The organism is Rhodococcus sp. GB-02, from assembly GCF_053470465.1.
On the sequence record NZ_JBPUKE010000002.1, the window covers coordinates 833,592 to 859,391 of the forward strand.

29 protein-coding genes are annotated in these 25,800 nt (G+C 60.6%); 15 read left to right on the top strand and 14 right to left on the bottom strand.

Features of this window, described 5'->3' with window-relative positions; genetic code table 11:
- Nucleotides 1-15: 15 nt before the first annotated feature.
- The 5 genes from ACSW29_RS17105 to ACSW29_RS17125 all read right to left on the bottom strand — a co-directional run bounded on the left by ACSW29_RS17105 (nt 16) and on the right by ACSW29_RS17125 (nt 4,182).
- The gene (locus tag ACSW29_RS17105; RefSeq protein ID WP_030535223.1) at nt 16-243 is read right to left on the bottom strand and encodes a hypothetical protein; all 228 of its coding nucleotides are present in this window, start codon (nt 241-243) and stop codon (nt 16-18) included.
- Nucleotides 244-324: 81 nt separating this feature from the next.
- A complete protein-coding gene (locus tag ACSW29_RS17110) occupies nt 325-1,152 on the bottom strand; it encodes an ABC transporter ATP-binding protein (RefSeq protein WP_448277807.1) in 828 nt (275 codons plus the stop codon).
- Complete coding sequence (locus ACSW29_RS17115) at nt 1,136-2,236, bottom strand: taurine ABC transporter substrate-binding protein (protein ID WP_448277808.1); 1,101 nt, start codon at nt 2,234-2,236, stop codon at nt 1,136-1,138. The genes ACSW29_RS17110 and ACSW29_RS17115 overlap by 17 nt, the downstream gene beginning before the upstream one ends.
- On the bottom strand, nt 2,233-3,090 hold the full coding sequence (locus tag ACSW29_RS17120; protein WP_448277809.1) for an ABC transporter permease: 858 nt from the start codon (nt 3,088-3,090) through the stop codon (nt 2,233-2,235). The genes ACSW29_RS17115 and ACSW29_RS17120 overlap by 4 nt, the downstream gene beginning before the upstream one ends.
- A 243-nt stretch (nt 3,091-3,333) precedes the next feature.
- Nucleotides 3,334-4,182, bottom strand: a complete 849-nt coding sequence (locus tag ACSW29_RS17125; protein WP_448277810.1) for a class I SAM-dependent methyltransferase — start codon at nt 4,180-4,182, stop codon at nt 3,334-3,336.
- A gap of 181 nt (nt 4,183-4,363) precedes the next feature.
- Between ACSW29_RS17125 and ACSW29_RS17130 the strand changes: the two genes are divergently transcribed.
- The 4 genes from ACSW29_RS17130 (at nt 4,364) to ACSW29_RS17145 (ending at nt 7,742) form a co-directional block, all read left to right on the top strand.
- Nucleotides 4,364-5,209, top strand: coding sequence for an LLM class F420-dependent oxidoreductase (locus tag ACSW29_RS17130; RefSeq protein ID WP_347874622.1), 846 nt, complete (start codon nt 4,364-4,366; stop codon nt 5,207-5,209).
- 103 nt (nt 5,210-5,312) lie between these two features.
- Entirely contained in the window at nt 5,313-5,885 is a 573-nt protein-coding gene (locus tag ACSW29_RS17135) for a flavin reductase family protein (RefSeq protein WP_448277811.1), read from the top strand.
- Nucleotides 5,878-6,504, top strand: coding sequence for a superoxide dismutase (locus ACSW29_RS17140; protein WP_378446622.1), 627 nt, complete (start codon nt 5,878-5,880; stop codon nt 6,502-6,504). Before ACSW29_RS17135 ends, ACSW29_RS17140 begins: the two co-directional genes overlap by 8 nt.
- A gap of 146 nt (nt 6,505-6,650) precedes the next feature.
- Complete coding sequence (locus ACSW29_RS17145) at nt 6,651-7,742, top strand: alpha/beta fold hydrolase (RefSeq protein WP_448277812.1); 1,092 nt, start codon at nt 6,651-6,653, stop codon at nt 7,740-7,742.
- Between the two features lies 1 nt (nt 7,743).
- On the opposite strand, the gene ACSW29_RS17150 is transcribed toward ACSW29_RS17145, so the two are convergent.
- Nucleotides 7,744-9,012, bottom strand: a complete 1,269-nt coding sequence (locus tag ACSW29_RS17150; RefSeq protein WP_317825623.1) for a vWA domain-containing protein — start codon at nt 9,010-9,012, stop codon at nt 7,744-7,746.
- Between the two features lie 173 nt (nt 9,013-9,185).
- Between ACSW29_RS17150 and ACSW29_RS17155 the strand changes: the two genes are divergently transcribed.
- A complete protein-coding gene (locus tag ACSW29_RS17155) occupies nt 9,186-10,148 on the top strand; it encodes a sensor domain-containing diguanylate cyclase (RefSeq protein WP_230814720.1) in 963 nt (320 codons plus the stop codon).
- A gap of 89 nt (nt 10,149-10,237) precedes the next feature.
- On the opposite strand, the gene ACSW29_RS17160 is transcribed toward ACSW29_RS17155, so the two are convergent.
- Nucleotides 10,238-11,536 (bottom strand): DUF222 domain-containing protein, encoded by a 1,299-nt coding sequence (locus ACSW29_RS17160; protein WP_448277813.1) that lies wholly within the window; start codon nt 11,534-11,536, stop codon nt 10,238-10,240.
- Nucleotides 11,537-11,694: 158 nt separating this feature from the next.
- Here ACSW29_RS17160 and ACSW29_RS17165 point away from each other — a divergent pair, with 158 nt between their 5' ends.
- The 5 genes from ACSW29_RS17165 to ACSW29_RS17185 all read left to right on the top strand — a co-directional run bounded on the left by ACSW29_RS17165 (nt 11,695) and on the right by ACSW29_RS17185 (nt 14,771).
- On the top strand, nt 11,695-12,198 hold the full coding sequence (locus ACSW29_RS17165) for a MarR family winged helix-turn-helix transcriptional regulator (RefSeq protein WP_317825625.1): 504 nt from the start codon (nt 11,695-11,697) through the stop codon (nt 12,196-12,198).
- 10 nt (nt 12,199-12,208) lie between these two features.
- The gene (locus ACSW29_RS17170; protein WP_448277814.1) at nt 12,209-13,267 is read left to right on the top strand and encodes an LLM class flavin-dependent oxidoreductase; all 1,059 of its coding nucleotides are present in this window, start codon (nt 12,209-12,211) and stop codon (nt 13,265-13,267) included.
- Between the two features lie 8 nt (nt 13,268-13,275).
- Nucleotides 13,276-13,842, top strand: a complete 567-nt coding sequence (gene msuE / locus ACSW29_RS17175; protein WP_448277815.1) for an FMN reductase — start codon at nt 13,276-13,278, stop codon at nt 13,840-13,842.
- The gene (locus tag ACSW29_RS17180) at nt 13,839-14,366 is read left to right on the top strand and encodes a hemerythrin domain-containing protein (protein ID WP_042952845.1); all 528 of its coding nucleotides are present in this window, start codon (nt 13,839-13,841) and stop codon (nt 14,364-14,366) included. The genes msuE and ACSW29_RS17180 overlap by 4 nt, the downstream gene beginning before the upstream one ends.
- Nucleotides 14,367-14,438: 72 nt before the next feature.
- Nucleotides 14,439-14,771: a CD225/dispanin family protein gene (locus ACSW29_RS17185; protein WP_448277816.1), complete on the top strand. Its 333-nt coding sequence runs from the start codon at nt 14,439-14,441 to the stop codon at nt 14,769-14,771.
- A 36-nt stretch (nt 14,772-14,807) separates the two neighbouring features.
- Here ACSW29_RS17185 and ACSW29_RS17190 read toward each other — a convergent pair whose 3' ends face one another.
- Complete coding sequence (locus ACSW29_RS17190; protein ID WP_448277817.1) at nt 14,808-15,959, bottom strand: alpha/beta hydrolase family protein; 1,152 nt, start codon at nt 15,957-15,959, stop codon at nt 14,808-14,810.
- A gap of 38 nt (nt 15,960-15,997) precedes the next feature.
- On the opposite strand from ACSW29_RS17190, the gene ACSW29_RS17195 reads away from it, so the two are divergent.
- Nucleotides 15,998-16,456, top strand: coding sequence for a DUF5990 family protein (locus ACSW29_RS17195; RefSeq protein ID WP_448277818.1), 459 nt, complete (start codon nt 15,998-16,000; stop codon nt 16,454-16,456).
- A 72-nt stretch (nt 16,457-16,528) separates the two neighbouring features.
- Nucleotides 16,529-18,010, top strand: a complete 1,482-nt coding sequence (locus ACSW29_RS17200; RefSeq protein ID WP_317825629.1) for a flavin-containing monooxygenase — start codon at nt 16,529-16,531, stop codon at nt 18,008-18,010.
- A gap of 622 nt (nt 18,011-18,632) precedes the next feature.
- On the opposite strand, the gene ACSW29_RS17205 is transcribed toward ACSW29_RS17200, so the two are convergent.
- Together ACSW29_RS17205 and ACSW29_RS17210 are read right to left on the bottom strand one after the other, a co-directional pair.
- Nucleotides 18,633-19,403, bottom strand: a complete 771-nt coding sequence (locus tag ACSW29_RS17205) for an ABC transporter permease (protein ID WP_230815461.1) — start codon at nt 19,401-19,403, stop codon at nt 18,633-18,635.
- Nucleotides 19,404-19,465: 62 nt separating this feature from the next.
- Nucleotides 19,466-19,903 (bottom strand): GtrA family protein, encoded by a 438-nt coding sequence (locus ACSW29_RS17210; RefSeq protein ID WP_020908979.1) that lies wholly within the window; start codon nt 19,901-19,903, stop codon nt 19,466-19,468.
- A gap of 141 nt (nt 19,904-20,044) precedes the next feature.
- On the opposite strand from ACSW29_RS17210, the gene ACSW29_RS17215 reads away from it, so the two are divergent.
- Nucleotides 20,045-20,752 carry a TetR/AcrR family transcriptional regulator gene (locus ACSW29_RS17215; protein ID WP_003940173.1) on the top strand — a complete coding sequence of 236 codons (708 nt, stop codon included), beginning with the start codon at nt 20,045-20,047 and terminating at the stop codon, nt 20,750-20,752.
- 49 nt (nt 20,753-20,801) lie between these two features.
- On the opposite strand, the gene ACSW29_RS17220 is transcribed toward ACSW29_RS17215, so the two are convergent.
- Nucleotides 20,802-22,298, bottom strand: a complete 1,497-nt coding sequence (locus ACSW29_RS17220; protein ID WP_230815460.1) for an MFS transporter — start codon at nt 22,296-22,298, stop codon at nt 20,802-20,804.
- 99 nt (nt 22,299-22,397) lie between these two features.
- Here ACSW29_RS17220 and ACSW29_RS17225 point away from each other — a divergent pair, with 99 nt between their 5' ends.
- A complete protein-coding gene (locus ACSW29_RS17225; RefSeq protein ID WP_019745154.1) occupies nt 22,398-23,057 on the top strand; it encodes a TetR/AcrR family transcriptional regulator in 660 nt (219 codons plus the stop codon).
- Between the two features lie 9 nt (nt 23,058-23,066).
- Here ACSW29_RS17225 and ACSW29_RS17230 read toward each other — a convergent pair whose 3' ends face one another.
- From ACSW29_RS17230 to ACSW29_RS17240, 3 genes are all read right to left on the bottom strand, one after another.
- The gene (locus tag ACSW29_RS17230; protein WP_317825630.1) at nt 23,067-23,270 is read right to left on the bottom strand and encodes a PspC domain-containing protein; all 204 of its coding nucleotides are present in this window, start codon (nt 23,268-23,270) and stop codon (nt 23,067-23,069) included.
- A gap of 178 nt (nt 23,271-23,448) precedes the next feature.
- The gene (locus ACSW29_RS17235; RefSeq protein ID WP_448277819.1) at nt 23,449-24,297 is read right to left on the bottom strand and encodes a PGAP1-like alpha/beta domain-containing protein; all 849 of its coding nucleotides are present in this window, start codon (nt 24,295-24,297) and stop codon (nt 23,449-23,451) included.
- A gap of 294 nt (nt 24,298-24,591) precedes the next feature.
- Entirely contained in the window at nt 24,592-24,945 is a 354-nt protein-coding gene (locus tag ACSW29_RS17240; RefSeq protein WP_007731459.1) for a winged helix-turn-helix transcriptional regulator, read from the bottom strand.
- A gap of 109 nt (nt 24,946-25,054) precedes the next feature.
- Here ACSW29_RS17240 and ACSW29_RS17245 point away from each other — a divergent pair, with 109 nt between their 5' ends.
- Entirely contained in the window at nt 25,055-25,675 is a 621-nt protein-coding gene (locus ACSW29_RS17245; protein WP_448277820.1) for a malonic semialdehyde reductase, read from the top strand.
- The last annotated feature ends 125 nt before the right edge of the window (nt 25,676-25,800 follow it).

Genomic DNA, 25,800 nt, shown 5'->3' on the forward strand with positions numbered 1-25,800 from the left:
AGTCGAGCTGCGGTTTCAGTCGAACAGAGTTGGCGATCCGTTTTCGTCTTTCCCGTCTTCGACGGCCGTGGCCTTCTTGCCCGAGCCCTTGCGGACGACGGTCAGCGTCGTCGTTCGACGCGACAACCTGTGCCCGTCACTGTGTTCGAGCAGCGCCATGCCCTGGCGAACTTCGACTACCGTCCACGGACCCGCATGGCCGGCTGCCTGCACGAGGTCACCGGACTCCACCTCAGTTGCCATGACCACTCCTTGTTCGTCGTGTCCTGCACGTTCTCCCTCCTATTATCGACGCGGTCGCCAGGTAGTCGACGCGCAGGGTACCTACGCTGCAGCCGCAACCTTGACGGCGTGGCCGACTTCGGCTCGGAATGCCGCATATTCGGGTGAGCCGCGGAGGTCGTCAGGGTCGACGCCTGTTCGTGGCAGATCGATTTTCAGATCGAGCGCGACCTTGCCCGGCCTGCTTGTCAGGACCACGACCCTGGAGCCGAGAAATGCTGCCTCGTCGGCGCTGTGAGTGACGAAGACACTCGTTCGCCCGGACTCGGCGCTGACGTTGCGGAGGTCCTCCTGCAGACGCTCGCGGGTGAGGGCGTCCAGCGCGGCAAAGGGCTCGTCCAACAGAAGCAACGACGTTTCGGCCGCCAAGGCCCGGGCAATTGCCACCCTCTGCTGCTGCCCGCCGGAGATCTCCCAGATTCGCCGGTCCGCAGTGCCGCCCAGCCCGACGCGGTCGAGGAGTTCGTCGCGTCTTTGCCCGCGGTCGCTCTTTGCAACGCCGGCGTATTTGAGTGCCAGACCGATGTTGCCGCCTACGGACTTCCACGGGAAGAGCCGCGGCTGCTGAAACACCACTCCCGCACTCGACCCGGGGATCGGGTCGGATCCCGACACCTGAACCGTTCCGCTGGATGGGTTTTCGAATCCCGCAATCAACCGCAGCAAGGTGCTCTTGCCGCAACCCGACGCTCCGACGAGGACCAGGAACTCACCAGGTGCGACGTCGATCGATACCGGTCCGAGCGCCGTTACGGACTCTCGGCCGTGGCCGTATTTGTGTGAGACGGTGTCGATTCTGATCGCGCCCGGGCGGTCGGGTGCGAACCCTCCGACCGCCTGCTGTGCGGTCACGCTACTGGTCAAGGACATCGGGAAGCCCCTTCACATAGAGAGCATTCTGAAACACCGTCAGATCAGGCACACTGTCGATCTGCTTCTGCTCGGCCAGGAATTGCGCTGCACTCTGCAGGTTCACTGCCAAATTTCCGGGAGCGCCCTGGGTACCCAGCCATTCCGGCGAGGAGATCTGCTCGGGAGTGAGGAACACACCCTGCTTCAGCTGCGCTGCCGCGTCTTCCTTGGAGGCGCCCAATTGCGCGGCAACAGCTTCCGCTGCCGCGTTCGGGTCAGTGGCGATCGTCGTGAGCGCGCGGGCCTGAACCTGGCGCCAGGTATCGACGATCTCGGGGTGATCCTTCGCAAACGCGGTCGACACCACACCCAGGTCCAGCGTCGGCTTTCCCGCCGTCGCCAGCTCGCGGCTGGCGATCAACTGTGTTCCGTCCTTGCGGAGTTCGTCGAGCGTAGGCAGCCAGGTGTAGACGGCGTCGATGTCACCTCGCTGCCAGGCGGCGAGTGATGCTTGCGGCTGGAGATCCACCAACTGGACGTCATCTGCGCTGAGTCCGGCCTGGTTCAGAGCCGCCAGCAGACTGTAGTGAGCGGTCGACGCGAATGCCGTGGCCACTTTCTTGCCCCGCAGATCTGCCACGGTCTTGATTCCGGTTGCGTTGCGGGCCACCAGAGCTTCGTTGTCACCGGCCACATCGAGAACAAACGCAACCTGGTACGGAATGTTCAGCGGTGCCGAGAGTCCACGAGCAACCGGACTCGAACCGATTGCACCGAAGTCGATTTCACCGGCAATGAAGGCGGTGTTGATATCGGCTCCCGAATCGAACTTCGTCCACTTCACGTTGTACTCGGGCAGCGCGTCTTCGAGCCACCGATTGTTCTTGACTATCAAATCGCCGCTCGGGAAAGACTGGTAGGCAATGCGAATCGTTTCCTTGGACGAATCCTGGCCGGAATGATCCACCGAGCACGCACCGAGAACCAGTGCGAGGACGCCGATCAGCACCGTGAACGCCGTCCGGGAAGCCTTGCCCTCATTGCGCGTCAGATTACTGCTGCGCTTCGGATTACTGCTGGCGCGTTTCTGATTGTCACTCATACTTTTCCCCTCCAGGGAACGGCGCGGCGCTCTGCAGCCCGCAGCAGTCCGTCGATGATCAGGCCGGAGAATCCGATGGCGAAGATCCCCACCAGCACAACCGGTGTGTTGTTGTAATTGCTTGCATCCTTGACCATTCCGCCGATTCCAGGGATGCCGTTGAACAGTTCGGCTGCGACCACCGACGAGTACGCCATACCCACCGACAGCCGAATTCCGGTGAAAGTTTCCGGCAAGGCCGACGGGACGACGACGTCTCGGATCACTTGTGCCCGTGAAGCTCCCAACGCTCTGACCGCTTCGACCAGCCCGACGGGCGCCGCGACGACAGCAGCTGTGGTGGCCACTGCTGCGGGCGGGAGAGCAGCGAGCGCCAGCAATGTAATCTTTGGCGCCTCGTCGATTCCCAGCCAGATCACCAGCAGGAAGAAGTACGCCAAGGGCGGCAGTGCGCGAAGGAACGTCAACCACGGTTCGAGCAGAATCCGCAGCCATGACACCGATCCCATGGCCAATCCGAGAATGACGCCCAATCCGACGCCGATGATCACACCGACCAGCACCCTTCGCAGCGTCATGTAAAGGTGCTCCCAGAGCAAATACCCCTGGTAGCCCCGCACTCCGTCATGTGTGGTCATCGTGTTGACGACGGCATGCCAGACCGTGCTCGGAAACGGCACGAAGGTCTCACTCCAGGTCCCGCTGGCTGCCGCGACCTGCCACAGCGCCAAGAATGCGATCACCGAAAGCACTGGAAGTCCTACGGTGGTCACACTCGAAGCCCACGGCCGACGCGGCTCACGGTTCGATTCCGAGGCCGGTGTTGGTTCTTTTGCTTCGACAGAAGTCGACATCGCTGTTCTTCCTCGACGTACGGAAATTCCGGCACATATGCAGCTGCAAGTGCATACGCAAGGACGAAGGCGCACAGGGAGGCGCCATTCTCACTCAGGAGAGTCGGAAGGAATCAACAGCAACAGCAGTGAGCACCAAGACGGCACAGGTCGACGGCGATGCGTCGTGTCAGTGGCGTCGTGGGCATGGGGGTAATTAGTACCTGTGTCGTCAATTACCCGCAACTGCGGGGGAAATAGGCGTCAGCCTGCCAAGCGAACGGACAGCGAATACATCAGCGGAAGCTCGGGACGTCCGGCCGGGACTCCCCAGCGCTTGCCGCCGAGTTCGGCCATCTCCTCGAATCCTTGCCAGCCGTTGGCGTACGGGTACTCATCGAAGGACTCGAGCAGCAGTCCGGCCCGCCGCAACGCGCCGAGTACCTCGGCAATAGACCAGTTGAATTCACATGAGGGGAAGGGATTTTCGAAATTCGCGATTCCACCTCCCGGAGCACCCGGCAAGACAAGATCGACTGAATCTGCCACGTAGTCGCCTACGCCACCGGGTTCGGTCACCGGGGTCCCGCCTCCGTACGGGTATGTCAGCGACCACTTCTCGTCGAAACACATGGCAAATGGATGAAACTCCACCAGAACGAATCGACTGTCAGGCGCCAGAACACCGGCAATCCCCTCGGCCCACTCGTCGAGATCGGGTAACCAGATCACAGTCCCGTAGGAAGAAAAGACTCGGTCGAACTTTCTCCGGGCGGCGGCGGCTTCGCGGAGCCATCCAGATACATCCGCTCGCTCGAACTCGGCGGCAATGCCGGAATCCGCGGACAAGGTTCGGGCGAAGTCGATCGCGGAATCCGAGAGGTCGACGCCGGTCACATTGGCACCGAGGGCCGCCAAACTCAACGAATCCTGACCGGAATTGCACTGCAAATGCAGAATTGAGGAGCCTGCAATCTCGCCGAGCAGCGCCACCTCTTCCGGAAACAGGGTCGACCCGCCGTTGCGAAAGAACTGTGCCTGGTCTCCTTTGTGGCTGTTGTGAGCGACAGTCGCCGCATTCCACGACAACCGATTCATCTCTACTACATCCACGGTGCCCACCTTGTCCAACCGCTCGGCCCCAACCTATCCGGCCCACAACCTCACACAACAAGTCCGCACGAGTTCACCACGACCTCGGCCACGTCGGCAATCGATTTAACTCGGCCGGAAACCTATCCGAACAATCCTGGAACAGGTTACAGTTTTTTGACGGACCATCGAAGGAGAACCAGTGCGCTACGGACTCAGCCTGTTCACCAGTGATCGCGGCATCCGCCCCGCCGAGGCGGCAAAGGCTGCCGAGGCGAATGGATTCGACGCCTTCTACGTTCCGGAGCACACTCACATCCCGGTGTCGAGGGATTCCGATCACCCCGGAACCCAGTCGGCAGAATTGCCCGACGACCGTTACATGCGCACACTCGACCCCTGGGTCGCCCTGAGTACCGCGGCGTCGGTCACGAGCACCATCCGGTTGGGTACGTCCGTGGCCCTCCCCCTCGAACACGATCCGATCACTCTCGCGAAAACCATCGCATCGCTGGACCATCTCTCCGACGGTCGCGTGGTTTTCGGCGTCGGATTCGGCTGGAATGCAGAGGAACTCGCAGACCACGGCGTACCGCCCAACAAACGCCGGACCGCACTCCGTGAGTACCTCGAAGCCATGGGAGAACTGTGGTCGAAGGAAGAAGCTTCGTACGACGGCCAATTCGTGAAGTACGGGCCAAGTTGGGCCTGGCCCAAGCCTGTTCAGAAACCCCGTCCGCCCATCCTCCTGGGAGGTGGCGGCAACGAGAAGACTTTCAAGTGGATCGCCAAGTCTGCCGACGGTTGGATCACCACGCCCATCGAGCAGGAGATCGACGGAAACGTAGAACTGCTTCGAAAGATCTGGGCCGAAGAAGGTAGGGTCGGCGAGCCTGAAATAACAGTCCTGGCAGGCAAACCCGACCCGGAGAAGCTCGCCCACTGGGCAGACATCGGTGTCACCGAAGCAATGTTCGGCACTCCGGACAAAGGCCCCGAAGAGGTTGTCGGATACATGGAACGTCTGGCAACCAAGCTCGGACAGTGAGGTCCGCCACAGCACCTTGACCTCAACTGCACTCGAGGTTTTAACGTCGGTATTGCACAAGACAGTGCAACGACAGAAAACCGAGGCAGAAGAGGGGTGAGGAGTGACCACAAAACTGGTTGGCGCCCAATCTGTTTCGGACGGCCCCGTTGATTCGGAGCTGTCCATCCGAAGCTCCTTCGTCGAGGCGTTCCGGAACCATCCCGCCGGCGTCTCGATCATCACGGCAACGGGCGACGACGGCCCGGCCGGAATCACGTCGTCGTCGCTGATTTCGATCAGCGCCGATCCGGCGGTTCTGGCGTTCTCACTGCAGTCGTTGCGAGGTTCTGCCAGAGTCATTGCTTCCGCCCGCAGTTTTGTTGTTCACCTGGCAAATTCGGCAAACGAGCGACTGGCTGCCACGTTCGCGACCCGCGGCGCTGTGCGCTTCGGGGACGACATGCCTTGGTCGTTACTGCCGACCGGTGAACCTTTCCTGCATGGGACGGGCCATGCCCTGCGCGCAGTTCCCTTGAATGCCACAACGTGTGGATCCGCAGTGATTGTCACCGCACGCGTAGTCGACGTCATTTATCCGCAGCAGGTTTCGGAGCCACTGGTCTATCACGATCGAACCTACAGAAACCTGTCCCCTCACAACATCTCCTCAAAGGAAGGCACGTCACATGACTGAATACGTTCTCCCCGAGCTGGATTACGACTACGCCGCTCTCGAGCCCCATATCTCCGGCGAGATCATGGAACTGCACCACAGCAAGCACCACGCCACCTACGTGGCGGGCGCCAACAGCGCAATCGAGCAGTTGGCTGCTGCCCGTGAAGACGGCACGATTACCGCGAAGGCACCGCTACTCAGCAAAAACCTCGCCTTTCACCTCGGCGGCCACACCAATCACTCCATCTTCTGGAAGAATCTCTCCCCCAACGGTGGTGAGCGGCCGGAAGGCGAGTTGGCAGCCGCGATCGACGAGCACTTCGGCTCCTTCGACGCATTCGTCAACCACTTCTCCGCTGTAGCAACCACTTTGCAGGGTTCCGGCTGGGCGGTGCTCGCCTACGACACGATCGGGAAGCGACTGGTCATCGAGCAGCTCACCGATCAGCAAGGCAACATCAGCATCGGCATCGTTCCACTGCTCATGCTCGACATGTGGGAGCACGCGTTCTACCTGCAGTACAAGAACGTCAAGGCCGACTACGTGAAGGCCTACTGGAATGTCATCAACTGGGAAGACGTCGCACAGCGCTACGCAACGGCCACTGCCGCGACGGGCTTGATCATCCCGGCTTGATTATTACCGATCGACCCAGCTCGGCACGGTGGCTCCGTTGCCGAGCTGGGTTTCTGCACCCCAGACGTCGATGTATGTGAAGGCAGGTAACATACACCGAGTGCGGCCGACTCGGCCGTCAGCCGATTCGACTCCGAGGGGAACCAGTGCTGGATATCAGTGGCTTGATCGCGACGTGGCGTCCGACGCTGGACACCGCAGCGCGCAACGCGTGGGGACTCTCGTTCGGCGACGGCGTCGAGAAGGCCGAACGCACCCCCTCCGTACTGATCAGCGAAGGCCCACACCGCGATCTATATCGCTTCGGTGCATTGTGGACACCGAAGGGCAAGCCGGTTCTTCTCGTGCCGCCCCTCGCAGTTTCCGCCGATTGCTACGACCTTCGTCCAGGCCAGAGCCTCGCTGCCCACCTACTCGGCGGCGGCAACACTCCCTATCTTCTCGACTACGGAACCATGCGGTACTCCGACCGCGGAATGGGATTCGAGGCCTGGGTCGACGACATCATCCCCGAAGCGATCCGCTCCATATCGGATCTGCATGACGGCGCTGCCGTTTCCGTGATCGGGTGGAGTCTCGGCGGGACCATGTCTCTACTCACGAGCTCCGCTCACCCCGATCTGCCGGTCGCGTCGATCACCGCGATCGGCACACCGATCGACTACACGAAGATTCCCGCCATCAGCCCGTTGAGGCTGATCGGCAAATACACCGGTGACACGCCACTTACGTCGGCGACCAATCTCGTAGGCGGACTACCCGCTCCACTCGTTCAGGCGAGCTACAAGGTGACGGCTTTGCAACGTGAAGTCCTCAAACCGTGGTTCATCGTGCGCAACCTCCACGACACCGAGACTCTGGCTCGCATGGAATCGATCGACAATTTCATGGCGGCAATGCCTGGATACCCGGGCAAAGCATTTCAGCAGATCTGCGAACAACTCATGCTCGGCAACAACCTCTTCAACGATGCCATCACACTTGCCGGACGTGAGATCAAACTGTCCGCACTGAAGGTCCCCGTTCTCGCGATCGGCGGCACCACTGATGTGATCGCACCCATCGCTTCGGCAGAGGCGATCACTTCGGTCCTGACCGGAGCGCCGTCAGTTCGATTCGAGGAGGCGTCGGGCAGTCACCTCGGTCTCGTTGCCGGTCCCACCGCTCGAGATTCCACCTGGACTTTCATCGACGAGTTCTTGAAAGAGAATGCACCGCAGCTGGTTTCGACCAGCTGAATCACGACTTCGTGATGCCTGCGGCCACAGCCGCCTTGTGCCAATCCGGGAACTCACTCAGCAAACGGGTGTACAACTGGGCGTCGTCGACGGTGTCGATGTCGTCCAGAGCGAAGAATCCGGCGTTGTCGATCACCCTGCCGTCGAGGTCGTCGAGCTTCTCCAGCACTCCGTAGTTGGCCTTGCCGATTCCGACGAACTGCCAAAATGCCGGGAGCCCAGACGCTTCGCGCATCAATTTCGTGATTTCCTTCCGCTCACTGAAGCCGCCGTCGGTGAAGAACAGAACAAGCGTAGGGGCCGAACCACGGGTCAGGCCGGAGAGTATCTCTGTCATGATCGGCACTTCACGATTCGCGGCGCCGATCTTGTCGTAGTTGAATCCGCCGTGCGAGCCGCGCAAGTGCAGGTAGGTATCCGACCACTCTTCCGCGTCATGGACAGAGATCTCGGGAAGCTTGAGGAAGCTGACTGCGTACAAGTAAGGCTCGAGTTTGCCGTCGTCATCGAGTTGGATCGCAACGGGGACCATGCGTTCGACAACGCGGTGAACCACCCTGGTGCGGTACTGCTTGGCCATACTTCCGGTTTTGTCGATCACCAGGACCACCCGTGCGCGAATTCCTTTGCCGCCCTTGGTCAGCAGGACCTTGGCCACTTCGCGCTTGCGGAGGTCCAGCTTTTCACGCTTCACCATCGAGAGTTTCGCCTCGTCAGGCACGCTCCGAATTCCGTCTGCCGATTCAGTGGACCCGGCAGGTTGGGTCTGCGGTTCCTCGTCGACAGAAACGCCGAATGCTGTTACCAGATCTGCCAATCCGCTGTCCCAGCCGGCTGACACGTTCCGCAGCTTCCACCCCGCGCCGCGGCGATAGATCTCGACGAGGACCGCCGCTCTCTCGGTCGTCAAACCCAAAGCCGGAGCCACAATCGCGACGGAACCGGCCTGTTCCACCACGACGCCCATGTCACGGACTGCAGAAAGGGTTCCGTTTGCCGCCGCATCCAACGCCACGGCAACACTCAGCTGGTGTATGTCAGCAGGCAACCTTGCGATGTCGATTTCAATGACGCCGCCGGACTCCAAGCGCACCGCACCTTCGGGTGAGACCGGCTGATTGAAGAAGATGAAATCCGCGTCATCGCGCACTTTGTTGCGATCATCGAGCTGGAACACCATCAGATCCACCGTGCCCGGGGCGCTACCGCTCACCGCCACTTTCAATGAAGTTCCGTCAATGACTGTGTTCGCCCCACGCGCCAGCTCCATACCGGAAGATTAGCTGGCCACGTCGAATCAACGGCCCCGCGGTCGGAAGAATCACAGCACACTTTCAGCAATCGCGAGGATTCTCGAGGCAGACTGTTCGAGGAAGATTTGTCGCACGCGGGACCAAGAGCCTGAACATCGACAGAATCCTAGGGTCGATCAGGAGGTCAAAAATGCCGCACGGCCAGGCGCGCACCATCCCGATGTTGCCACTCTTGCCACCTCTGACGAATTTCGACGACGCAAGTCGCTCGGTCGTGTCTTATCTCGACGAATATCTTCCGCTAGCACTGTGGTCGATCACGCGGTTCGACGGGTCCAATCAAATCTTTCTCACCGTCTCACCCAACCCACTTCACATCGAAGTCGGCGAGACCCGGGCTTGGCCAAACACCATGTGCAGCGAGGTAGTACTCGGAAATGCGCCGCCCGTCTCATCAAATCGCGCACTCGTGCGCGCACTTTCCCGAGATGACAGGTGGGAAGGCATTGGCGCATACGTCAGCATCCCAATCCTCCACAATGACGGCAGTCTCTTCGGCACTCTGTGTGGCGCCGACCCGAGTACAGGCGACTCCGCACTCGAGGACAACCTGGCCCTCCTCAATCTCCTGTGCCGACTTCTCGGAACCATTCTCGATGTCGACTATCAGCGCGCGCAGTCAGTACGACTGGCGGAAACCGCGCAACTCGATGCCGAGACCGACCCGCTGACAGGTCTTCTCAATCGTCGCGGGTGGAACCGCATCCTCGAGGCCGAGCAAACTCGGTACCGCCAATTCGCCGACCCTGGATCTATCATCATCGTCGATCTGGACGGTATGAAGACCATCAACGACGAACTCGGTCACGCCGCGGGCGACGAATACGTTCAAAGGGCCGGCAAGATCTTGGCAGCATGCGCGCACCCTGGTGCAGTAGTTTCACGGTTGGGAGGGGACGAATTCGGGATCGTTCTGCCCGATACACAGCCACGCGCCGTCGACTACCTGGTCGAGTGTCTGGAGAAGTCGTTCCGAAATGCCGACGTCTGTTGTTCGATCGGCCGAGCCGACTTTTCCATGACCCAAAGCCTTTCCGAGACTTGGGATACAGCCGACGCCGAGATGTACCGCCACAAGCGCTCGAAGCGCTGATTGGTCTCCCCAACGGCCTGTTGGCACCGCATCGAGGTTCTCTTCGATGCGGTGCTGGGCCGTGTTCTGTTGTGCCTGAGAAGCTGTTCTCAGGTTTTGAATGTGGTGTTCGCCGGCCTGGGATGCTGCCCGGGGTCGATCGAGGGCGGCGGGATGAACCACGGTTTGTTGTCGACGCCGATCCGAATCGACCACTTGCCGACGAACCCCGTTTTCCGGTGCATCAGACGGTGATGCGAGCGGCACAGCAGGACAAGGTTGTTCATCACCGTAGGCCCGCCGTTCGCCCAGTGCCGGATATGGTGCGCGTCGGTCCACGCCGGAACACACGAACAGCCTGGGAACGCGCAGCCCTTGTCTCGGGCGATCAGGGCGACTCGTTGTTCGGCGGTGACCAACCGTTTTCCTGGTCTCGCATCCAGCGGCGCGCCGTGATCGTCCAGCAACACCGTCGACAGGAAGCAGTCGCACCCCAACAACCTCGTCTGCGAGACGGACAGTGGCCCGAGCCATGGCATGTGTCCGACGTCGAGATCCGACACAAACCCACCATCATCGGAGGGTGTCGCGGCGCAGTCGCGGTGCTCGGCGAGGTCGCGGGCGTTGATGTGTACGTTCACGTGCGGACGTTGCCCACCATCGGTACCGGTCTTCGCGCAGTCGAGATAGCGGCGGATCAGTTCGGTGAACCCGTCCGCGGTTCGCTTCGCCGCGGACCGGGCATCGGGCGTTCCGTCCGGCGCTGGGGTCGGCATCGTCAAATTCGACAACGCCGACAACAGCATTTCTCCGGTGAGAGCGTCGAAATCTCCGCGGACCACCACCCGACCGTTCAACGTCGATGCGATCCGGAGCTCGTTGCGATCGACATCTTCGGCGGGCGGAATCTCATCGGACTCGAACAACCGCTCCAAGGTCGCGATGACGTGCCGTACCTTCGTGGTTGTCGCCTCCACCCCCGACGCAGCAGCGAGCAACAGGTCGATGCACTTCGGTAGCGCTTCCTCAGGCATGCCTTTCGGTGGTGATTCACAGAACGCCACGATCAACACCGCATGATCGAACGAGCAATCCCCACAATCAAATCTCGCTGCCACTGCCGGAAACGGCCGCAACGCCGCACCGAGGGCGGCGATCTTCTTCCCGTCCCGAACCTGCAACATCGTGTTCGCCGCCAACCACGCACCGACACCGCGACTGGCAATCACCTGATCATCGGAACGCATCGACAGTTCGTCCACCACTGCCACCCGCACGGCGTCCAGGCGCAGAATCTCCGCACTCGCCGACACCGCAGCAGCCCGCAACTCAGCAGCAGAAAACCGCCACAGACGTCCGCGCAACCCCACCGCAGAACCAGACACCACATCCGACAACAAGACAGTCATTGAATCCCCCGATCCCCACCTCAAAGCATACTCGAACACGCGTTCGAGTCAATGCTTTCCGGCCAGCAAAAACCCAAGCAGGGAATGGATCGACCGTCGCGAACGTATTACTTGAGTAAGCAATACTTGCGATCGCAAATAAATGGAGGGCGTCACCGATGACAACTGATGAACACGTACGTGGTCGCGTGTGGCGCGACCTCGTCGTCTCCCACAGCGTCATCCTCGGCAAGATGGAGGCGGACCTTCGAACCACCACCGGTCTCACCCTTGGCCAGTACGACGTTCTACTCCGACTGCACGAAGCTCCGGGAAACACGATCCGAATGGGCGATCTGGCCGAACTGGTATTGGTCACCACCAGTGGCGTGACGCGCGTCGTCGATCGATTGGTCGAGGCAGGACTGGCCGAGCGCGTTCGACCGGACAACGATCGACGCGTCGTGACGGTATCGATGACGCCTGCAGGCAAGAAGACACTTCGAAAAGCGTCCGCCATACATACACGAGGAATCGCCGAATACTTCTCCGATCTCATTGAAACCGAGGAGCTTCCGGTACTCGAACGCTTCTTCTCCCGACTTGCCGCACATCACACGAATCAAGGCGGCACATGCGATGCGCACGTCGATCAACTTTCCATCACTCCCACGAACAGATAGCGAGAACAACATGGCTTTCGAATTGGGCGTCTACCATTTCGGTGAACTCACCCCAAACCCCACAACCGGCGCGATGATGAATCCCGGTGTACACCTTCGCCATTTGGTGGAGCAAGCAACCGTCGCCGATCAGGTTGGACTCGATGTCTTCGGCGTCGGCGAGCACCATCGTACCGACTTCGCAGTCTCGGCCCCTGCAGTTGTGCTCGCGGCAATGGCTCAGGCTACCGACAACATCAAGCTGTCCAGTGCCGTAACTGTGCTCAGTTCCGACGATCCCGTACGTGTGTTCCAACAGTTCGCGACAGTTGACCTGCTTTCCGAAGGCCGTGCCGAGATCATTGCCGGCCGAGGTTCGTACACGGAGTCATTTCCGCTTTTCGGGTACGACCTGTCCCAGTACAACGAACTCTTCGCCGAAAAGCTCGATCTACTACTGAAACTGCGCGACGAGAACCCGATCAACTGGGAAGGACAACTTCGCGCACCACTGATCGACGGTGACGTGACGCCCCGCCCGGACCGTCAGATTCCGGTGTGGATCGCAGTCGGAGGTACTCCGGCCTCTGTCGTCCGTGCCGCGAAACTGGGCCTGCCCCTCTCACTGGCCATCATCGGTGGAAGTTACCAACAGTTCGAACCGTTCGTCGATCTGTACCGCAGGGCTGCAGCGGAGTTCGGACACGATCCGAAGAGGCTCGCTGTCTCGATTGCTTCGCCAGGATTTGTCGATACCTCGAAGCAAACGGCACTCGACACGTCGTACCCGTACTTCCAGGCCGGGTGGATGCAGAATCATCATCAGCGGGGAAACGGAGTTCCCATGCCGCGCAGGGCATACGAGGCGCAGGCAACCACCGCGGGTGCGTTCTTCCTCGGCGGCCCGCAAGAAATCATCGACAAGACGATGGCGCAGTACGAACTGTTCCATCATGACCGCATCATGATCCAGATGGGGTTCGGCAACGTGCCACAGAAGGACATGCTGCGTGCGATCGAGATCCTCGGCACCGAAGTAGCCCCCGTTGTGCGTAAGGAAATCGAATCACTGAAGTCGTCCCAAAAATAGGAGTTTCGATGAGCACACCGCTCAAAATTGTTGCCGTTGTCGGCAACCTTCAAAAACCCACCAAGACTCGTGCCCTCGTCGACCTGATCGTCGAAACCTTGGGAGACTTAGAGCAGATCGACACACGAGTTTTCGAGATCGTGGATCTGATTCCAGGTCTTGCATCTGCTCTGGATCGCGATCACGTCGACTCAGTGACCGCCGAAGCGCTGGCAGCAGTCGAGTCCGCCGATATCGTCATCGCGGCGTCACCGGTGTTCCGCGGCTCGTACACGGGAATGTTCAAGCATTTCTTCGATCTCGTGGACCAGTACGCGCTTGCCAACACTCCGGTGATTCTTGCTGCGACAGGTGGCAGCGACCGCCATGCTCTCGTGTTGGACCATGCCCTGCGGCCACTGTTCGCTTTCTTCCAAGCGCTGACCGCTCCGGTCGGGATCTATCTCAGCTCCGGTGATTTCGACGGAACGACTATCCTCAACCCCGAGGTATTCGAACGTATCGAGATGGCAGCGAAGGACGTCCTGCCGGTAGCGAGGATGCTCGCGGAGCGGGATCGAGTTGCGCTGACGTGAACGCCCCTCATTCGCACAACACGGCAACAGTTGCCGGTCTGAGGATGATCGAACAGCTACGTCAGGTTCACGAACCTCTGCGAGCCGATATCGAGGTACTCGAGAAAGCCCTGCAACTGTTGTCGGACGAAACCGCCGATCTGACTCGGATACCCGAAATGATCGACAATCTGACGATCGCGGATTTCGTCTGGCAACTACGGGTCAACTGCGACTTCTACTGCAACACGCTGACTCTGCACCACACCATCGAAGATCAACGTATGTTCCCGGTAATGACCAGGAACTTTCCCGAGTTGGCCCCTGCGGTCGAACGACTGCAGGCAGAACACAAGCTTGTCGGGGAGATCGTGTCGGAAGCCAAGCGTGCGTCACTCGCGCTGAGCACCGAATCCTCCACGGTCAATCGGGCACACGCCGCAATCTCCGAATTGGCGGATCATATGCAGTCGCACCTCGATTTCGAGGAGGCCACACTCTTTCCGTACTTCCGACGGATGGATCGCGACTGGCATTACGGCTGATCGTGCACACTCAGTGATTCTTCAGCTCCATGGCAGTAGCGTCGAAAGGGCCACCTCATGTCAGGAGCCCCCATGACCAACCCGGATCAACCCACCGTCCAGCAATCCGTTCCTCAGCACCCGATTCGACCGCCCGTCAATGCGGGTTGGGCAGTGGTCTCGCTGCTGTTCTTCTGGCCGCTCTCCTTCGCCGCCTTCACGCACGCCTTCAACGTGTATCCCTTGTGGGCCGACGGCGATGTCGCCGGATCGCGGTACGCGTCCGATCGAGTGAAACGACTCGGTCAGATTTCACTGTGGATCGCAGGCGGGCTGCTACTCCTCGTCTGCATCCTGTACGCGATTGCGGCAATCGTGTGGTTCGCCAACGGCGGCCACGACTACGGCCCGCGGCGAATGCACTGAACAACCAGACAACCAGACAACCACACCACCAAAACATCACCTCATCGATCGATCGATGAACTCCATGGTCTGGTCCATCGAAGCGACCGTCGTTTGGCCGTGACTGATCCCGTTGAGCTCCTGATACTCGAATTGCGTTCCTCGCGTTCGCATATCGAACAATTGCGCCCAGGTGAGCGCGACGGGAACCGTCGTGTCCGAAAGACTCTGCACCACACGTAGTGGTCGGTCGTATCCGTCGCCCGGCACCTGCATCATCTCGCGGAACAGATCGTACATGCGCGGCGTCCATACCGACCGAGAGAACAACGAGCCCAACTGGATTCGCTCGGCTCGAATTTGTCGGCCGAGATCCCCGGCGCACAGAGATCGCGCCTTTTCCATCCACTCGATTCCCTGGGGCGAGAGAACCTCGCGAATATTCTCTTCGGGTCGTTGATCGTCGATTCCAGCCAGGGCATACAGCGCGTACCCCACTAATCCAGTGATGCCTATGTCGGGAAACAGCGGTCCCCCCAACGGGAACAGACCTTCCATGTGTGTGGGTCCTGCAACAACAACCGAGCCGCGGAAATCCAATTCCGGTGCACGAGAAGTGGCCTCGTGTCCCGCAAAGTACGTCGCGTGACCACCTTCGGACAGACCTACGACCATCCACCGCGGGCTCAGCACGTTCCCGTACAACTCGTGTGCGGCCTGCACGATGTCGACGGCATTCGCACCGGCGGCATGCCCGTCGAGATACGCCAATACCCCGTCGGTGCCCAGACCCGAGTAGTCGGTAGCGACAACTGCGTACCCCTGGCCCAACCAGCGTTCGATCGGTTCGATCTCCCCGGGACCGAATCCGGTTGACGACGGCGCACACTGATCCGCACTGCCCAGAGTTCCGTGGGCGTAGGAGATGACGGGCCAGCCACCGATCGGTGGCGCACCTTCCGGTAGAAACACCGACCCTGACGACTCTCCCCACCTGTTGGCAGTTCGCAGAGTCCGATAGACAACTCGCTCCGCTGCACCGGTACCGACTGGAAGGGCTGCGGAGAGCAGTTCGTGCGATTCCAACGTACCCGCGACTTCCGGTTCGTCCGCCGTCGCCACGGCAACATCAGACACCACCACAAGACTCGACAACAGCATGCTCGCCACCGCGGCCGCAACAACGCCTCTACCCGAACGACTCACCACGCCAACCCCTCCCGACCCGTGCAGAGCATGATGTCGATATGCAGATCATCATCACCGGTCACAGCCTGCCCGGACGGGATTGTTCCGAAACCGCAACCTTCGAAGGACGGAGCAACATCCACGTCGGCGTCCAGCGCCGGGGCAAGCCCCACGAAATCCTCGACCTCGTACCGGGAGACACCGAGACAGCGCGGTGGGAACTGGCCGCGAACCTCGAGAGAAAGCCAGGTCCCTGGGACATTCTCGGACCATACATCCAGGGCAAACCGGGCGGACGCTTCATCTACCTGTCCTGGGTGACGGTATCCGAGGACCAGACGTTCGAGATGTTCCGACGCGCAAAGCTGATGCTCGATGCGATCCCCGAGCACGTCGTTGACGAGGCGGACGGTTCCGGTGTGCTCCACGGAGATCTCGGCCTCACCGACGCCGCAGGTAAACCCCTGTGCGCGGCGATCCGGCCGCCAACGATCACGTGGACATCCTCGCCTTACTGAGCATTGTTCAGTAGTGTGATGAACGAACACTACTCTGCGGGTGACCACGCGATCGATACGGAGTCCGAACTGATGAGCACTGAACACCTCGATGTCCTGATCGTCGGCGCCGGCTTGTCCGGCATCGGTGCTGCGTATCGACTCCAGACCGAACTGCCCGGTAAGTCGTACGCAATCCTCGAGGCTCGTGCGAACAGTGGCGGAACCTGGGACCTCTTCAAATACCCCGGTATCCGTTCAGATTCCGACATGTTCACGCTCGGCTATCCGTTTCGCCCGTGGACAGATGCCAAAGCAATTGCCGACGGTGATTCGATCCTCCGGTACGTGCGCGATACCGCTCGCGAAAACGGGATCGACAAGAAGATTCGGTACAACCGGAAGGTGACGGCAGCATCCTGGTCGTCAGCGGACTCGACGTGGACAGTCACCGTGACGACCGACGGCGAAGACGAAATACTGACCTGCAACTTCCTGTATCTCTGCAGTGGTTACTACAGCTACGAGGGCGGATACACCCCCGACTTCCCCGGACGCGAATCGTTTGCCGGCGAGGTGGTGCACCCGCAGTTCTGGCCCGAAGAACTCGATTACTCCGACAAGAAGGTCGTTGTGATCGGAAGCGGCGCCACCGCAGTCACTTTGGTCCCCACGATGTCTCGGGACGCAAGCCACGTCACGATGCTCCAGCGATCACCGACATACATTCTGGCGCTGCCGTCCAGCGACAAGGTGTCGGACACCATCCGTGCGATATTGCCGAATCAACTCGCGCACAGCATCGCTCGATGGAAGAGCGTCGTAGTGAACCTGAGTTTCTACCAACTGTGCCGACGTAGTCCGGCGCGCGCAAAGAGGCTGCTGAACCTCGCGATCAGTCGCCAACTCCCGGACGAGATCCCACTCGATCCCCACTTCACTCCCACCTACGATCCCTGGGACCAGCGCTTGTGCGTCGTACCGGACGGCGATTTGTTCAAAGCCCTCCGATCTGGGAAGGCTTCGATCGAGACCGATCACATCGACACCTTCACCGAGACCGGGATTCGGCTCGCGTCAGGACGTGAACTCGACGCTGACATCATCGTCACTGCAACAGGATTGAAGATGGAAGCGTGCGGCGGAATGTCGATCGAAGTGGACGGCCAACCCGTCACCCTCGGTGATCGTTACGTCTACAAGGGCATGATGATCAGCGACGTACCGAACTTCGCAATGTGCGTCGGATACACCAATGCCTCGTGGACTCTGCGAGCCGATCTCACGTCGATGTACGTGTGCCGACTACTGACCGAGATGGACAAGCGCGGCTACTCGAAGTGTGTGCCGCACGCGACCGAAGACATGGACCAGCGGCCGATCCTGGACCTGGCGTCGGGGTATGTAATGCGCGCGGTTGAACAGTTCCCGAAGCAGGGATCTAAGTCACCCTGGAACATGCGGCAGAACTACATCCTCGATCGACTTCACTCGACGTTCGGGAGCATCAACGACCACATGACGTTCTCGAAGGTGCCAGTTCGAAATTCGAACCCGGTACCGAGCAAGAGTTGATCGGCGCCCGCACAACCAGGTAGAGCAGTCGGGCAAATCCACCAATCGATCCGAGAACAAAAAACACGCCCGAACCTGTGACGACGGCACAGAGCGCACCCAGGACGATGATCGTCGACGCCTCGATCATCCGACCGGCGGACTCCGATCCGAGAACGTGTATTCCATCAACTCCTTCGTCCATAAAACTATTTTCAGCCAACCGTCCAGCCGGTTTGTAGGGACTTTAGTCACAAGTCGCGTCAAAATGGACTCATAATTGCAGGTCAAGCGTTCAGTTGGTGATCGTTTTCAGGGCAACGGGGATGACCGGCAACCGTGTCTTGCGCTAGTGCCTGGACGATCCACAGCACACGTGACATCACACTCGCCGCCACCACAACACTGTCGCGCTTGAACCCACAGATAGTGTTCGTCTACATCTCCGGTGAAACGCCGACTCCACCGAATCCAATAGGACCATGTGGAAGCGAGTACGTGGCGCAACCGTGAACGCGTTACTCGCACTCCCCCTCACCACCTACATCTTCAGGACGGGGTTCATCCGTCCGCGCCCGGAATCGCCGTCGAAGACGTAGTGGTACAAGCTCTTCTATCGGCCGTGTCCTGCACAGCGACAAGATCAACGAACTCGCGCGGACCTGACAGCCTTGCCTCGAAAGACGAAACCGCGGGCGACGAGTTCCAATGCCACGGCCACCGAGCAGGTTTGTGCCAACAGCAACCCTGCCAGTACAAGAATTTGCACAGCACCGGCCTGAACGGCCGATCCCGTCGCGAGCAACACACCGACAAAGGCTCCAGGCAATGTCACGAGGCCGACGGTGCGGGTCTGGTCGACTCCGGGCAGCAAAGCATCGGACGCAGCGGTACGGGCGACTTCCCACCGCGCATCGCGTTGCGAGAAACCTAGGCTCAGTGCGGCTTCCACTTCCCCGAACCGATCGTCGACGGCGTCGAGTCCGCGTTTGGCTGCCATCGATGTTGCAGTCATCGCGCCACCCAGAACAATTCCGCCGATCGGCACCAGAGCAACGCCTTCCAGCGGAACCACTCCGGACAGCAACATCAGTGGCAGAACCACACCGATTCCCGACGCCAAGGCGATGGTCAGCCATACTCCGGAAGTTCCTGCGCCGGAACGTCGTGCCGCGGTGAACGACGCCGCAGCGAACATCCCGACGAGCACGAGGAGCGCCGACCAGATGTGAGCCAAGGCGGCGGCGAGAATCAACGAAATCGCAGCCAACTGAAGAGCGCCACGAGCGAGCGCACCGGGGACTACCCGAACGCTACCGAGAGAGGCGAATCGGTAGACGAGCGTGGCGACAAGAGCCATGACGATGCAGAGCACAACCAGCCGGACGCCGGAGTCGGCTATCGAAAGGCTCATGGGTCACAGTGTTCCCTACGAACCGATTCGATCCGAACCTGCGATCCGAACTCGAGAACCGCTCAGAACACCCAACCGCGAAGTGCGACAAACCGCAGACCGCCGACAATTCCGCTTACTGCGATCACAAGGCCCGCTTGAAGAAGTCCGTCGGCGCCGGGCAACAGGAAGCCGAGCGCACTGATGGCAGCCGAACTGGCGATCAACCCGACCAGAGCGAGTCCACCGCCTTCCCACTGCGCGGTGAACCAGTTGACGCGATCCGCGGCATGGAAGGTGAGCCGGCGATGCAGCTCATTGGCAAGAATGGTGCTCAAGACCGCACCAACTGCGTTGGCGACCAGCGCTCCGTCACCGCGCAGCGCCAGAAAAGCGGCAAAGTACAAGATGTTGCTGGCTCCGCCGACGAGGGCAAAACGAACGAGCTGGGCAAAGGCGCCGTCGCCGGCAAGGGCGCGAAGCCTCGTTGCCGCGAAACCTGCACTCCGCGTACCCACCATCGAGATCGGATTGCTCCCGACCCAGATGTCAGACGTGCTCATATCGGCTTCTCTCATACGGACAATCGGAACCACACGTTCCGCTTAGCAATATAGCACTAACGGAATCGATCATTCCGCTTAGTGTCGTAGACTATGAGGATGCCGACAACACACCCCGACGCTTCTCATGCGGGGACCTCGGCCGACTGCTCACAGCCGCGCCTTCGGTCCGACGCCAAGGCCAACCTCGAGCGCATTCTCAACTCCGCTCGCGAGGTGTTCGCTGCCCAAGGACTCGACGCCACGCTGGCGGACGTCGCGAAGCACGCCGGCGTCGGAGTCGGCACCGTCTATCGCCGGTTCGCCAGCAAGGACGAACTGATCCAGGCACTGTTCGACACGCGGTGCTCCGAGATCGAAACGATCGCCGCCACCGCCCGAGAGATGCCCGACGCCTGGGAAGGTCTTGTCTACTTTCTCGACGTGATCTCCCTGCGCATGGCAGACAACCGCGGATTCGGCGATCTCCTGATGGACGGACGCTTCACGTCCGACACCTTCGCTCGCGCGCGCGCCGGGATCGCTCGACACACTGCGGTACTTGTCAATCGCGCCAAGGAACAGGGCACCCTGCGCAGCGACTTCGAAGTCAACGACATTCCACTTCTCATGCAGGTCGTCAAGATGGCCCAGAAGTTCGGTGGGGACGAGGCCCCTCAGGCTTACCGCCGCGCACTCGGGTTCATGATCGACGGACTCTGCGCGTCCCGCACCGGCCATCGGGAACTGCCCGTGCCGGCGCTTTCCTCCGAGCAACTCGATCACGTCCTTCATCGGTTTCAGGCAACGCCCGGGAAGAACTGCTGACTCGATTTCGGGGTCGACGCCATTGCGGCGTCGACCCCGAGATTTGCTGTCAGTGAGCGATTACCGGCTCACCTTCAGGTGAATCCGGAAGCAGTCCGCTCCGAAGAACCAGTCCGGTCAACACCGCACCGACCGCGAAAATACCTGCTGCCCAATAGAACGTCGTGGTGTAGCTCTCGACGGCAGCCTGCGCCTGAGTCAGCGGATTCGTCTCGCGGCCCACCAGGTAGTTGGTCGAAGCCGAAGCAGCAATCGTGCTGAGCAGTGCGGTACCGATCGAGCCGCCCACCTGCTGCATCGTGTTGACGGTGGCAGATGCGACGCCGGCATCTTCGTGATGCACGCCTGAAGTTGCTCCCTGCATCGACGGGGCGAAGATGCTGCCCATGCCGAGTCCGGTGACAACGAGACCGGGCAGGATGTGGACGGCGTACGTGCTGTCCACGGAGATCTGGGCCAGCAGCGTCATTCCGATCGCCGCGATGACCATTCCGCTCACGATCAGCACTCGCGGACCGACGCGCGGTAGCAAGACTGCTGTCGAAAGCGTTGCCGCTGTTACGATTCCGAACACCATCGGCATGAATGCGAGGCCGGTCATGATCGGACTGTACCCGAGGATCAGCTGCATGTAGTACGTCAGGAACAGGAAGACTGCGAACATGCCTGCGCCGGAAAGGAAGATCGCCAGGTACGAGCCAGCCCGGATTCGGTCGAGGACCACCCGCAGCGGAAGGAGCGGGTGCTCGGACTTGGTCTGCCAGTAGATGAACGCCGCCATGAACACGACGCCGGCAACGAGCCACGAGATGGTGGGAGTTGCGCTCCACCCGTCCGATTCGGCCTTCGAGAATCCGAAGACGATGCTGAACAAGCTGATCGACACCAGGATCGTTCCCGGGATGTCGAGTTTGGGTCGCGAGTCACTGGTGTGCGGCGCGAGCAACAGGACTGCTCCGACCAGGGCGATCGCCGCGAAGAAGAGATTCACGAAGAGGCACCAGCGCCAGTCGACCCACTCGGTGAGTGCGCCGCCGAGCAGCAGTCCGATGGCGCCACCGCCGCCGGCAACGGCACCGAAGATGCCGAAAGCCTTGGCACGCTCACCGGGGTCCGTGAATGTCACGGACAGCAGCGACAGGGCCGCCGGGGCAAGGAGCGCACCGAATACGCCCTGGCCGGCACGAGCGGCAACAAGCATTTCGAAGTTGACGGCTGCGCCACCGATGGCGGAAGCCACAGCGAAGCCGATCAGGCCCACGATGAAAGTTCGCCTGCGCCCGAACAAGTCGCTCAATCGACCGCCGAGTAGCAGCAAGCTGCCGAACGCCAATGCGTATGCCGTGATGATCCACTGGCGGTCCGAATCACCGAACTCCAGTGAGCGCTGCGCAGCAGGCAGCGCGATGTTGACGATGGTGGCATCCAAGACCACCATCAGCTGCGCAATTCCCAGAACCGCGAGAACCAGCCACCGCTTTGCGTGGTTGTCCCCTGAAGGCGCTGAGGACTGCTCGAATTCAGTCCGTTCAGCAATGTCTGACATAGTCCCTCGCCCAACCTATGCGGAGATGGCTTCTCCGGTTAGCAAAAACGCTACACGAAAACGGAGAGACTGTCTCCACTTGACGGGTAGAGTGGGGACATGAGTACCGCAATGGAGCGCCCCCTTCGCGCCGATGCTGCACGTAATCGGCAGTTGATCATCGACGCCGCACGTGAATTATTCGCCGAAGAAGGGATCGACGTCACACTCGACGACGTCGCCCGGCGCGCGGGTGTCGGCGTCGGAACGGTCTATCGGCGGTTCGCCAGCAAGGAAGAATTGATCGACGGAGTCTTCCAACAGAACTTCGCCGACATGGCGGCGGCCGCGGACGCGTCACTTGCCAATCCGGATCCGTGGGACGGACTTGTCACCTTTGCCGAATTCGCTTGCAGCCGTATGTCGGTCAACCGCGGGCTCAAAGACGTCCTGAACGGAACCGACGAGGGATGCGAACAAGTCGCATGCCAACGATCCATCATCGAACCGTCGGTCGAGAGGATCTTCTACCGGGCCCAGGAGGCCGGGATGCTGCGCCCCGACGCCGTACCGACGGACCTGTTCGGCCTCATCTTCATGGTGGGCGCAGTCACCGAATTTGCTCAACCCGTCAACCCGACTGTGTGGCGCCGGTACCTTTCGGTGATGCTCGACGGCCTACGCACGGAGGGCTTGCACCGTGACGCACTCCCCCTTCCTCCGCTGAGTTCGGAGGAATTGCACGAGGCCAAGCAATGCCTGAAAGACCGCCGCCGTTGAGCGGTTGGGTCAGATCTGCTCACGAGGAATGAAAATCCACATCACGATGTAGATCAGAAACTGCGGGCCGGGCAACAGGCACGAAAGCACGAAGAGCAAGCGGACCGTCGACGACTTCCAACCGAAGTATCGTGCGATCCCGGCGCACACTCCACCGAACATTGCTCCCGAGCGTGCGCGGGCGAGCTTGCGGGTCTTCATCGGCGAAGTCATGTTTCGTGCCCCTTCAGTAGATCTCGCGGACTGTCCGCGTCGACTTCCACTATCCGCCGCCTGGTCACTCACGCGCATCAGGCCATGGACCCATCTTTTCCGGCCGCGGTACATACCCAGGTACCAGTCTGCCCCCGCGTCGGACTCAGGGTTCTCCCCTACACCTCAGCCCCAGACTTCAGCGCGGGAACAGCCGCCGAAGCCGTTTCGGTGCCGCGAAAGGTTGCCAGTTGTCGACGTCCTGCGCCAGACGGTCGGCGACCGTCCACAACGCCGATGGGTTGTGAGTCAATCCCATGTGACTACCCTGCACCGCAACGCTTTCCGATAGTCCGGACGTGGTTTCACAACATGCTTGCCACGGAACGATTCCGTCATGCCTCGAGTAGACCGACGTGGCAGGAACCGAAATGCTCGGTCCCTGTTCGGATTCGATGCCGTCGACTGGAGGCAGTATGGCGTGGTTACCGGACAAACGAGCGTAGAGCGATCCGACCCTCGTCTGCTCCAGACTGGTGAGAGCGAAAGGACTTCCAAGTGTCACCACCTGTCGCACCGAATCCGGCAGGTCCCTCGCCAACTTACGAGCGTAAATACCGCCCAAGCTCCAGCCGATGACCGACACCTTCTGCTCGTATCGATTCGCCACCTGGGCCAATGCGGCAGGCAATCCGTCGACCACCATCGCTGTCGGGCCGGTGTTGACGCCCAGATTCCAGCCCTGGACGCGGTATCCGAGGAAACTCAAATACGCCCTCAAGGCAAGAGTCGACACGTCCGATGTCAGCAATCCTGGGAGAACGAGGACTGGATGCCCGTCTCCACGCGGTGATCGGAGTAACCAAGGAGCCGCAAGAAGCAGCGAAGCAATGTCGACCAGTCCGCGCGTCGGCTCGCTCAGACACATCGCCAAGGATGTCGGCCCCGGAACAAGCGGGCCGACTTCACGAATCACCGTCGATCGCTGTGCCCAATCGAATTCGGTCTCGGCGAAATCGATCGCCGAGACTTCCGCACCTATGGACACCTGAACTCCTGTCGGCCGGTGCCCTTGCCGGGGTGCGTGGTGGGGCGGTTCCGCGGGCTGTGTGCTCAACCCGCGGAACCTTGTCCTCATCCGCCACCGGTAGCGAACCAGGACCCGTTCTGCCCACAGATTCGTGACCAAAGGCATCTCGACCACACGAACACTGTGTGATCCAGAACACTAGTTTTGGTTACGTTGCATCTACGTTGCGTAGATGTTTCGTCGCCTCCAAGGAGATTTCGTCCCACAGAAGCGCGACCCACGCGGTCGCGGCGCCTGCGTCCTAGCGGTCGCTCAGTTCGAGCAACTCTCGGGTGGCAGATTTTCGGCGGCCCACGTTGTCAGTTCACTGAGAGCGGGGAGCAGCGCCTGCCCCGACGCTGTGAGTTCGTACTCCACGGCTATGGGCGGGCCTGCATCGACGCTCCTCGTCACCAGGCCTGCCCCTGCCAACTCCGTCAGGCGTTCCGAGAGCACCGAATCACTGATCCCGCCGACCGCGCGCTTGAGTTCGGAGAATCCCGCCGGCCCGTTCAGCAGCGTGCCGAGAATGACGCCGTTCCACCGTTTGCCCAGGAAGCCGAACGCGCGGGCCAGAGCCCCGTCACATGCGCGGGGCTCGTGTCCCGCTTCGCTCTTGCTTGCCACCCCACCATCCTAGCCACAGTGCTAACGTATCCGTAGGCACTATTTTTTTACTAGCAACTAGCTTTACCGGGTAATGCTCGGTCGAGCTACCACGGAACGGAAACCCCCGATGTCTCTCGACGCAGCCACCCCATTCACCGCCCAGCAACTCGACGAAGCCGGCCGCGAGCTCCTCTTCACCGCGGCTCGCACCGCCAACTCCTTCTCGAACGAGCCTGTGACCGACGACGAACTAATTGCAATCTGGGAGCTCGCGAAGTGGGCTCCGACCGCGGCTAACACCAATCCGCTGCGCGTGCTGTTCGTTCGTACCGAGGAAGGCAGAGCACGCCTCGTCGAGCACATGTCCGACGGCAACAAAGCCAAGACCGAGGCGGCTCCTGCAGTTGCGGTTCTCGCGGTCGATACCGAGTTCTACAAGCACATCCCCGACCTGTTCCCCATTCGCCCGGAGATGAAGGACTACTTCGAATCCGACGAGGCTGCCGCCAGTTCGACGAGTCGGTTCAATGCCGCACTGCAGGCCGGCTATGTGATCCTCGCGATTCGCGCACAGGGTCTGGTTGCCGGCCCGATGGCCGGGTTCGACGCCGACGGCATCGACGGTGATTTCTTCGCAGACGGACGTTTCAAGACGATCCTCGTGGTGAACATCGGCCATCCCGGTGAGAGCCCGTGGTTCGATCGTCTGCCGCGTCTCTCCGATGAGGATGCGCTCAGCTGGGCCTGAGGCCAATTCGGACAAATGAAGCGATGCGGGAGGGTTCTGCGGAACTCTCCCGCTTTGCTATCTCCAGCGCGTTTCAACTCTGCTCGCAGTGGGTACCTACCCGCGTCTCGCAATATCTCACGTCC

Bases quoted from the DNA above. Each gene is read 5' to 3' on its own strand.
- ACSW29_RS17105 (WP_030535223.1), bottom strand. From the start codon at position 243: ATGGCAACTGAGGTGGAGTCCGGTGACCTCGTGCAGGCAGCCGGCCAT.
- ACSW29_RS17110 (WP_448277807.1), bottom strand. From the start codon at position 1,152: ATGTCCTTGACCAGTAGCGTGACCGCACAGCAGGCGGTCGGAGGGTTC.
- ACSW29_RS17115 (WP_448277808.1), bottom strand. From the start codon at position 2,236: ATGAGTGACAATCAGAAACGCGCCAGCAGTAATCCGAAGCGCAGCAGT.
- ACSW29_RS17120 (WP_448277809.1), bottom strand. From the start codon at position 3,090: ATGTCGACTTCTGTCGAAGCAAAAGAACCAACACCGGCCTCGGAATCG.
- ACSW29_RS17140 (WP_378446622.1), top strand. From the start codon at position 5,878: ATGACTGAATACGTTCTCCCCGAGCTGGATTACGACTACGCCGCTCTC.
- ACSW29_RS17150 (WP_317825623.1), bottom strand. From the start codon at position 9,012: ATGGAGCTGGCGCGTGGGGCGAACACAGTCATTGACGGAACTTCATTG.
- ACSW29_RS17155 (WP_230814720.1), top strand. From the start codon at position 9,186: ATGCCGCACGGCCAGGCGCGCACCATCCCGATGTTGCCACTCTTGCCA.
- ACSW29_RS17160 (WP_448277813.1), bottom strand. From the start codon at position 11,536: ATGACTGTCTTGTTGTCGGATGTGGTGTCTGGTTCTGCGGTGGGGTTG.
- ACSW29_RS17165 (WP_317825625.1), top strand. From the start codon at position 11,695: ATGACAACTGATGAACACGTACGTGGTCGCGTGTGGCGCGACCTCGTC.
- ACSW29_RS17170 (WP_448277814.1), top strand. From the start codon at position 12,209: ATGGCTTTCGAATTGGGCGTCTACCATTTCGGTGAACTCACCCCAAAC.
- msuE (WP_448277815.1), top strand. From the start codon at position 13,276: ATGAGCACACCGCTCAAAATTGTTGCCGTTGTCGGCAACCTTCAAAAA.
- ACSW29_RS17185 (WP_448277816.1), top strand. From the start codon at position 14,439: ATGACCAACCCGGATCAACCCACCGTCCAGCAATCCGTTCCTCAGCAC.
- ACSW29_RS17195 (WP_448277818.1), top strand. From the start codon at position 15,998: ATGCAGATCATCATCACCGGTCACAGCCTGCCCGGACGGGATTGTTCC.
- ACSW29_RS17200 (WP_317825629.1), top strand. From the start codon at position 16,529: ATGAGCACTGAACACCTCGATGTCCTGATCGTCGGCGCCGGCTTGTCC.
- ACSW29_RS17205 (WP_230815461.1), bottom strand. From the start codon at position 19,403: ATGAGCCTTTCGATAGCCGACTCCGGCGTCCGGCTGGTTGTGCTCTGC.
- ACSW29_RS17210 (WP_020908979.1), bottom strand. From the start codon at position 19,903: ATGGTGGGTACGCGGAGTGCAGGTTTCGCGGCAACGAGGCTTCGCGCC.
- ACSW29_RS17215 (WP_003940173.1), top strand. From the start codon at position 20,045: ATGCCGACAACACACCCCGACGCTTCTCATGCGGGGACCTCGGCCGAC.
- ACSW29_RS17220 (WP_230815460.1), bottom strand. From the start codon at position 22,298: ATGTCAGACATTGCTGAACGGACTGAATTCGAGCAGTCCTCAGCGCCT.
- ACSW29_RS17225 (WP_019745154.1), top strand. From the start codon at position 22,398: ATGAGTACCGCAATGGAGCGCCCCCTTCGCGCCGATGCTGCACGTAAT.
- ACSW29_RS17230 (WP_317825630.1), bottom strand. From the start codon at position 23,270: ATGACTTCGCCGATGAAGACCCGCAAGCTCGCCCGCGCACGCTCGGGA.
- ACSW29_RS17245 (WP_448277820.1), top strand. From the start codon at position 25,055: ATGTCTCTCGACGCAGCCACCCCATTCACCGCCCAGCAACTCGACGAA.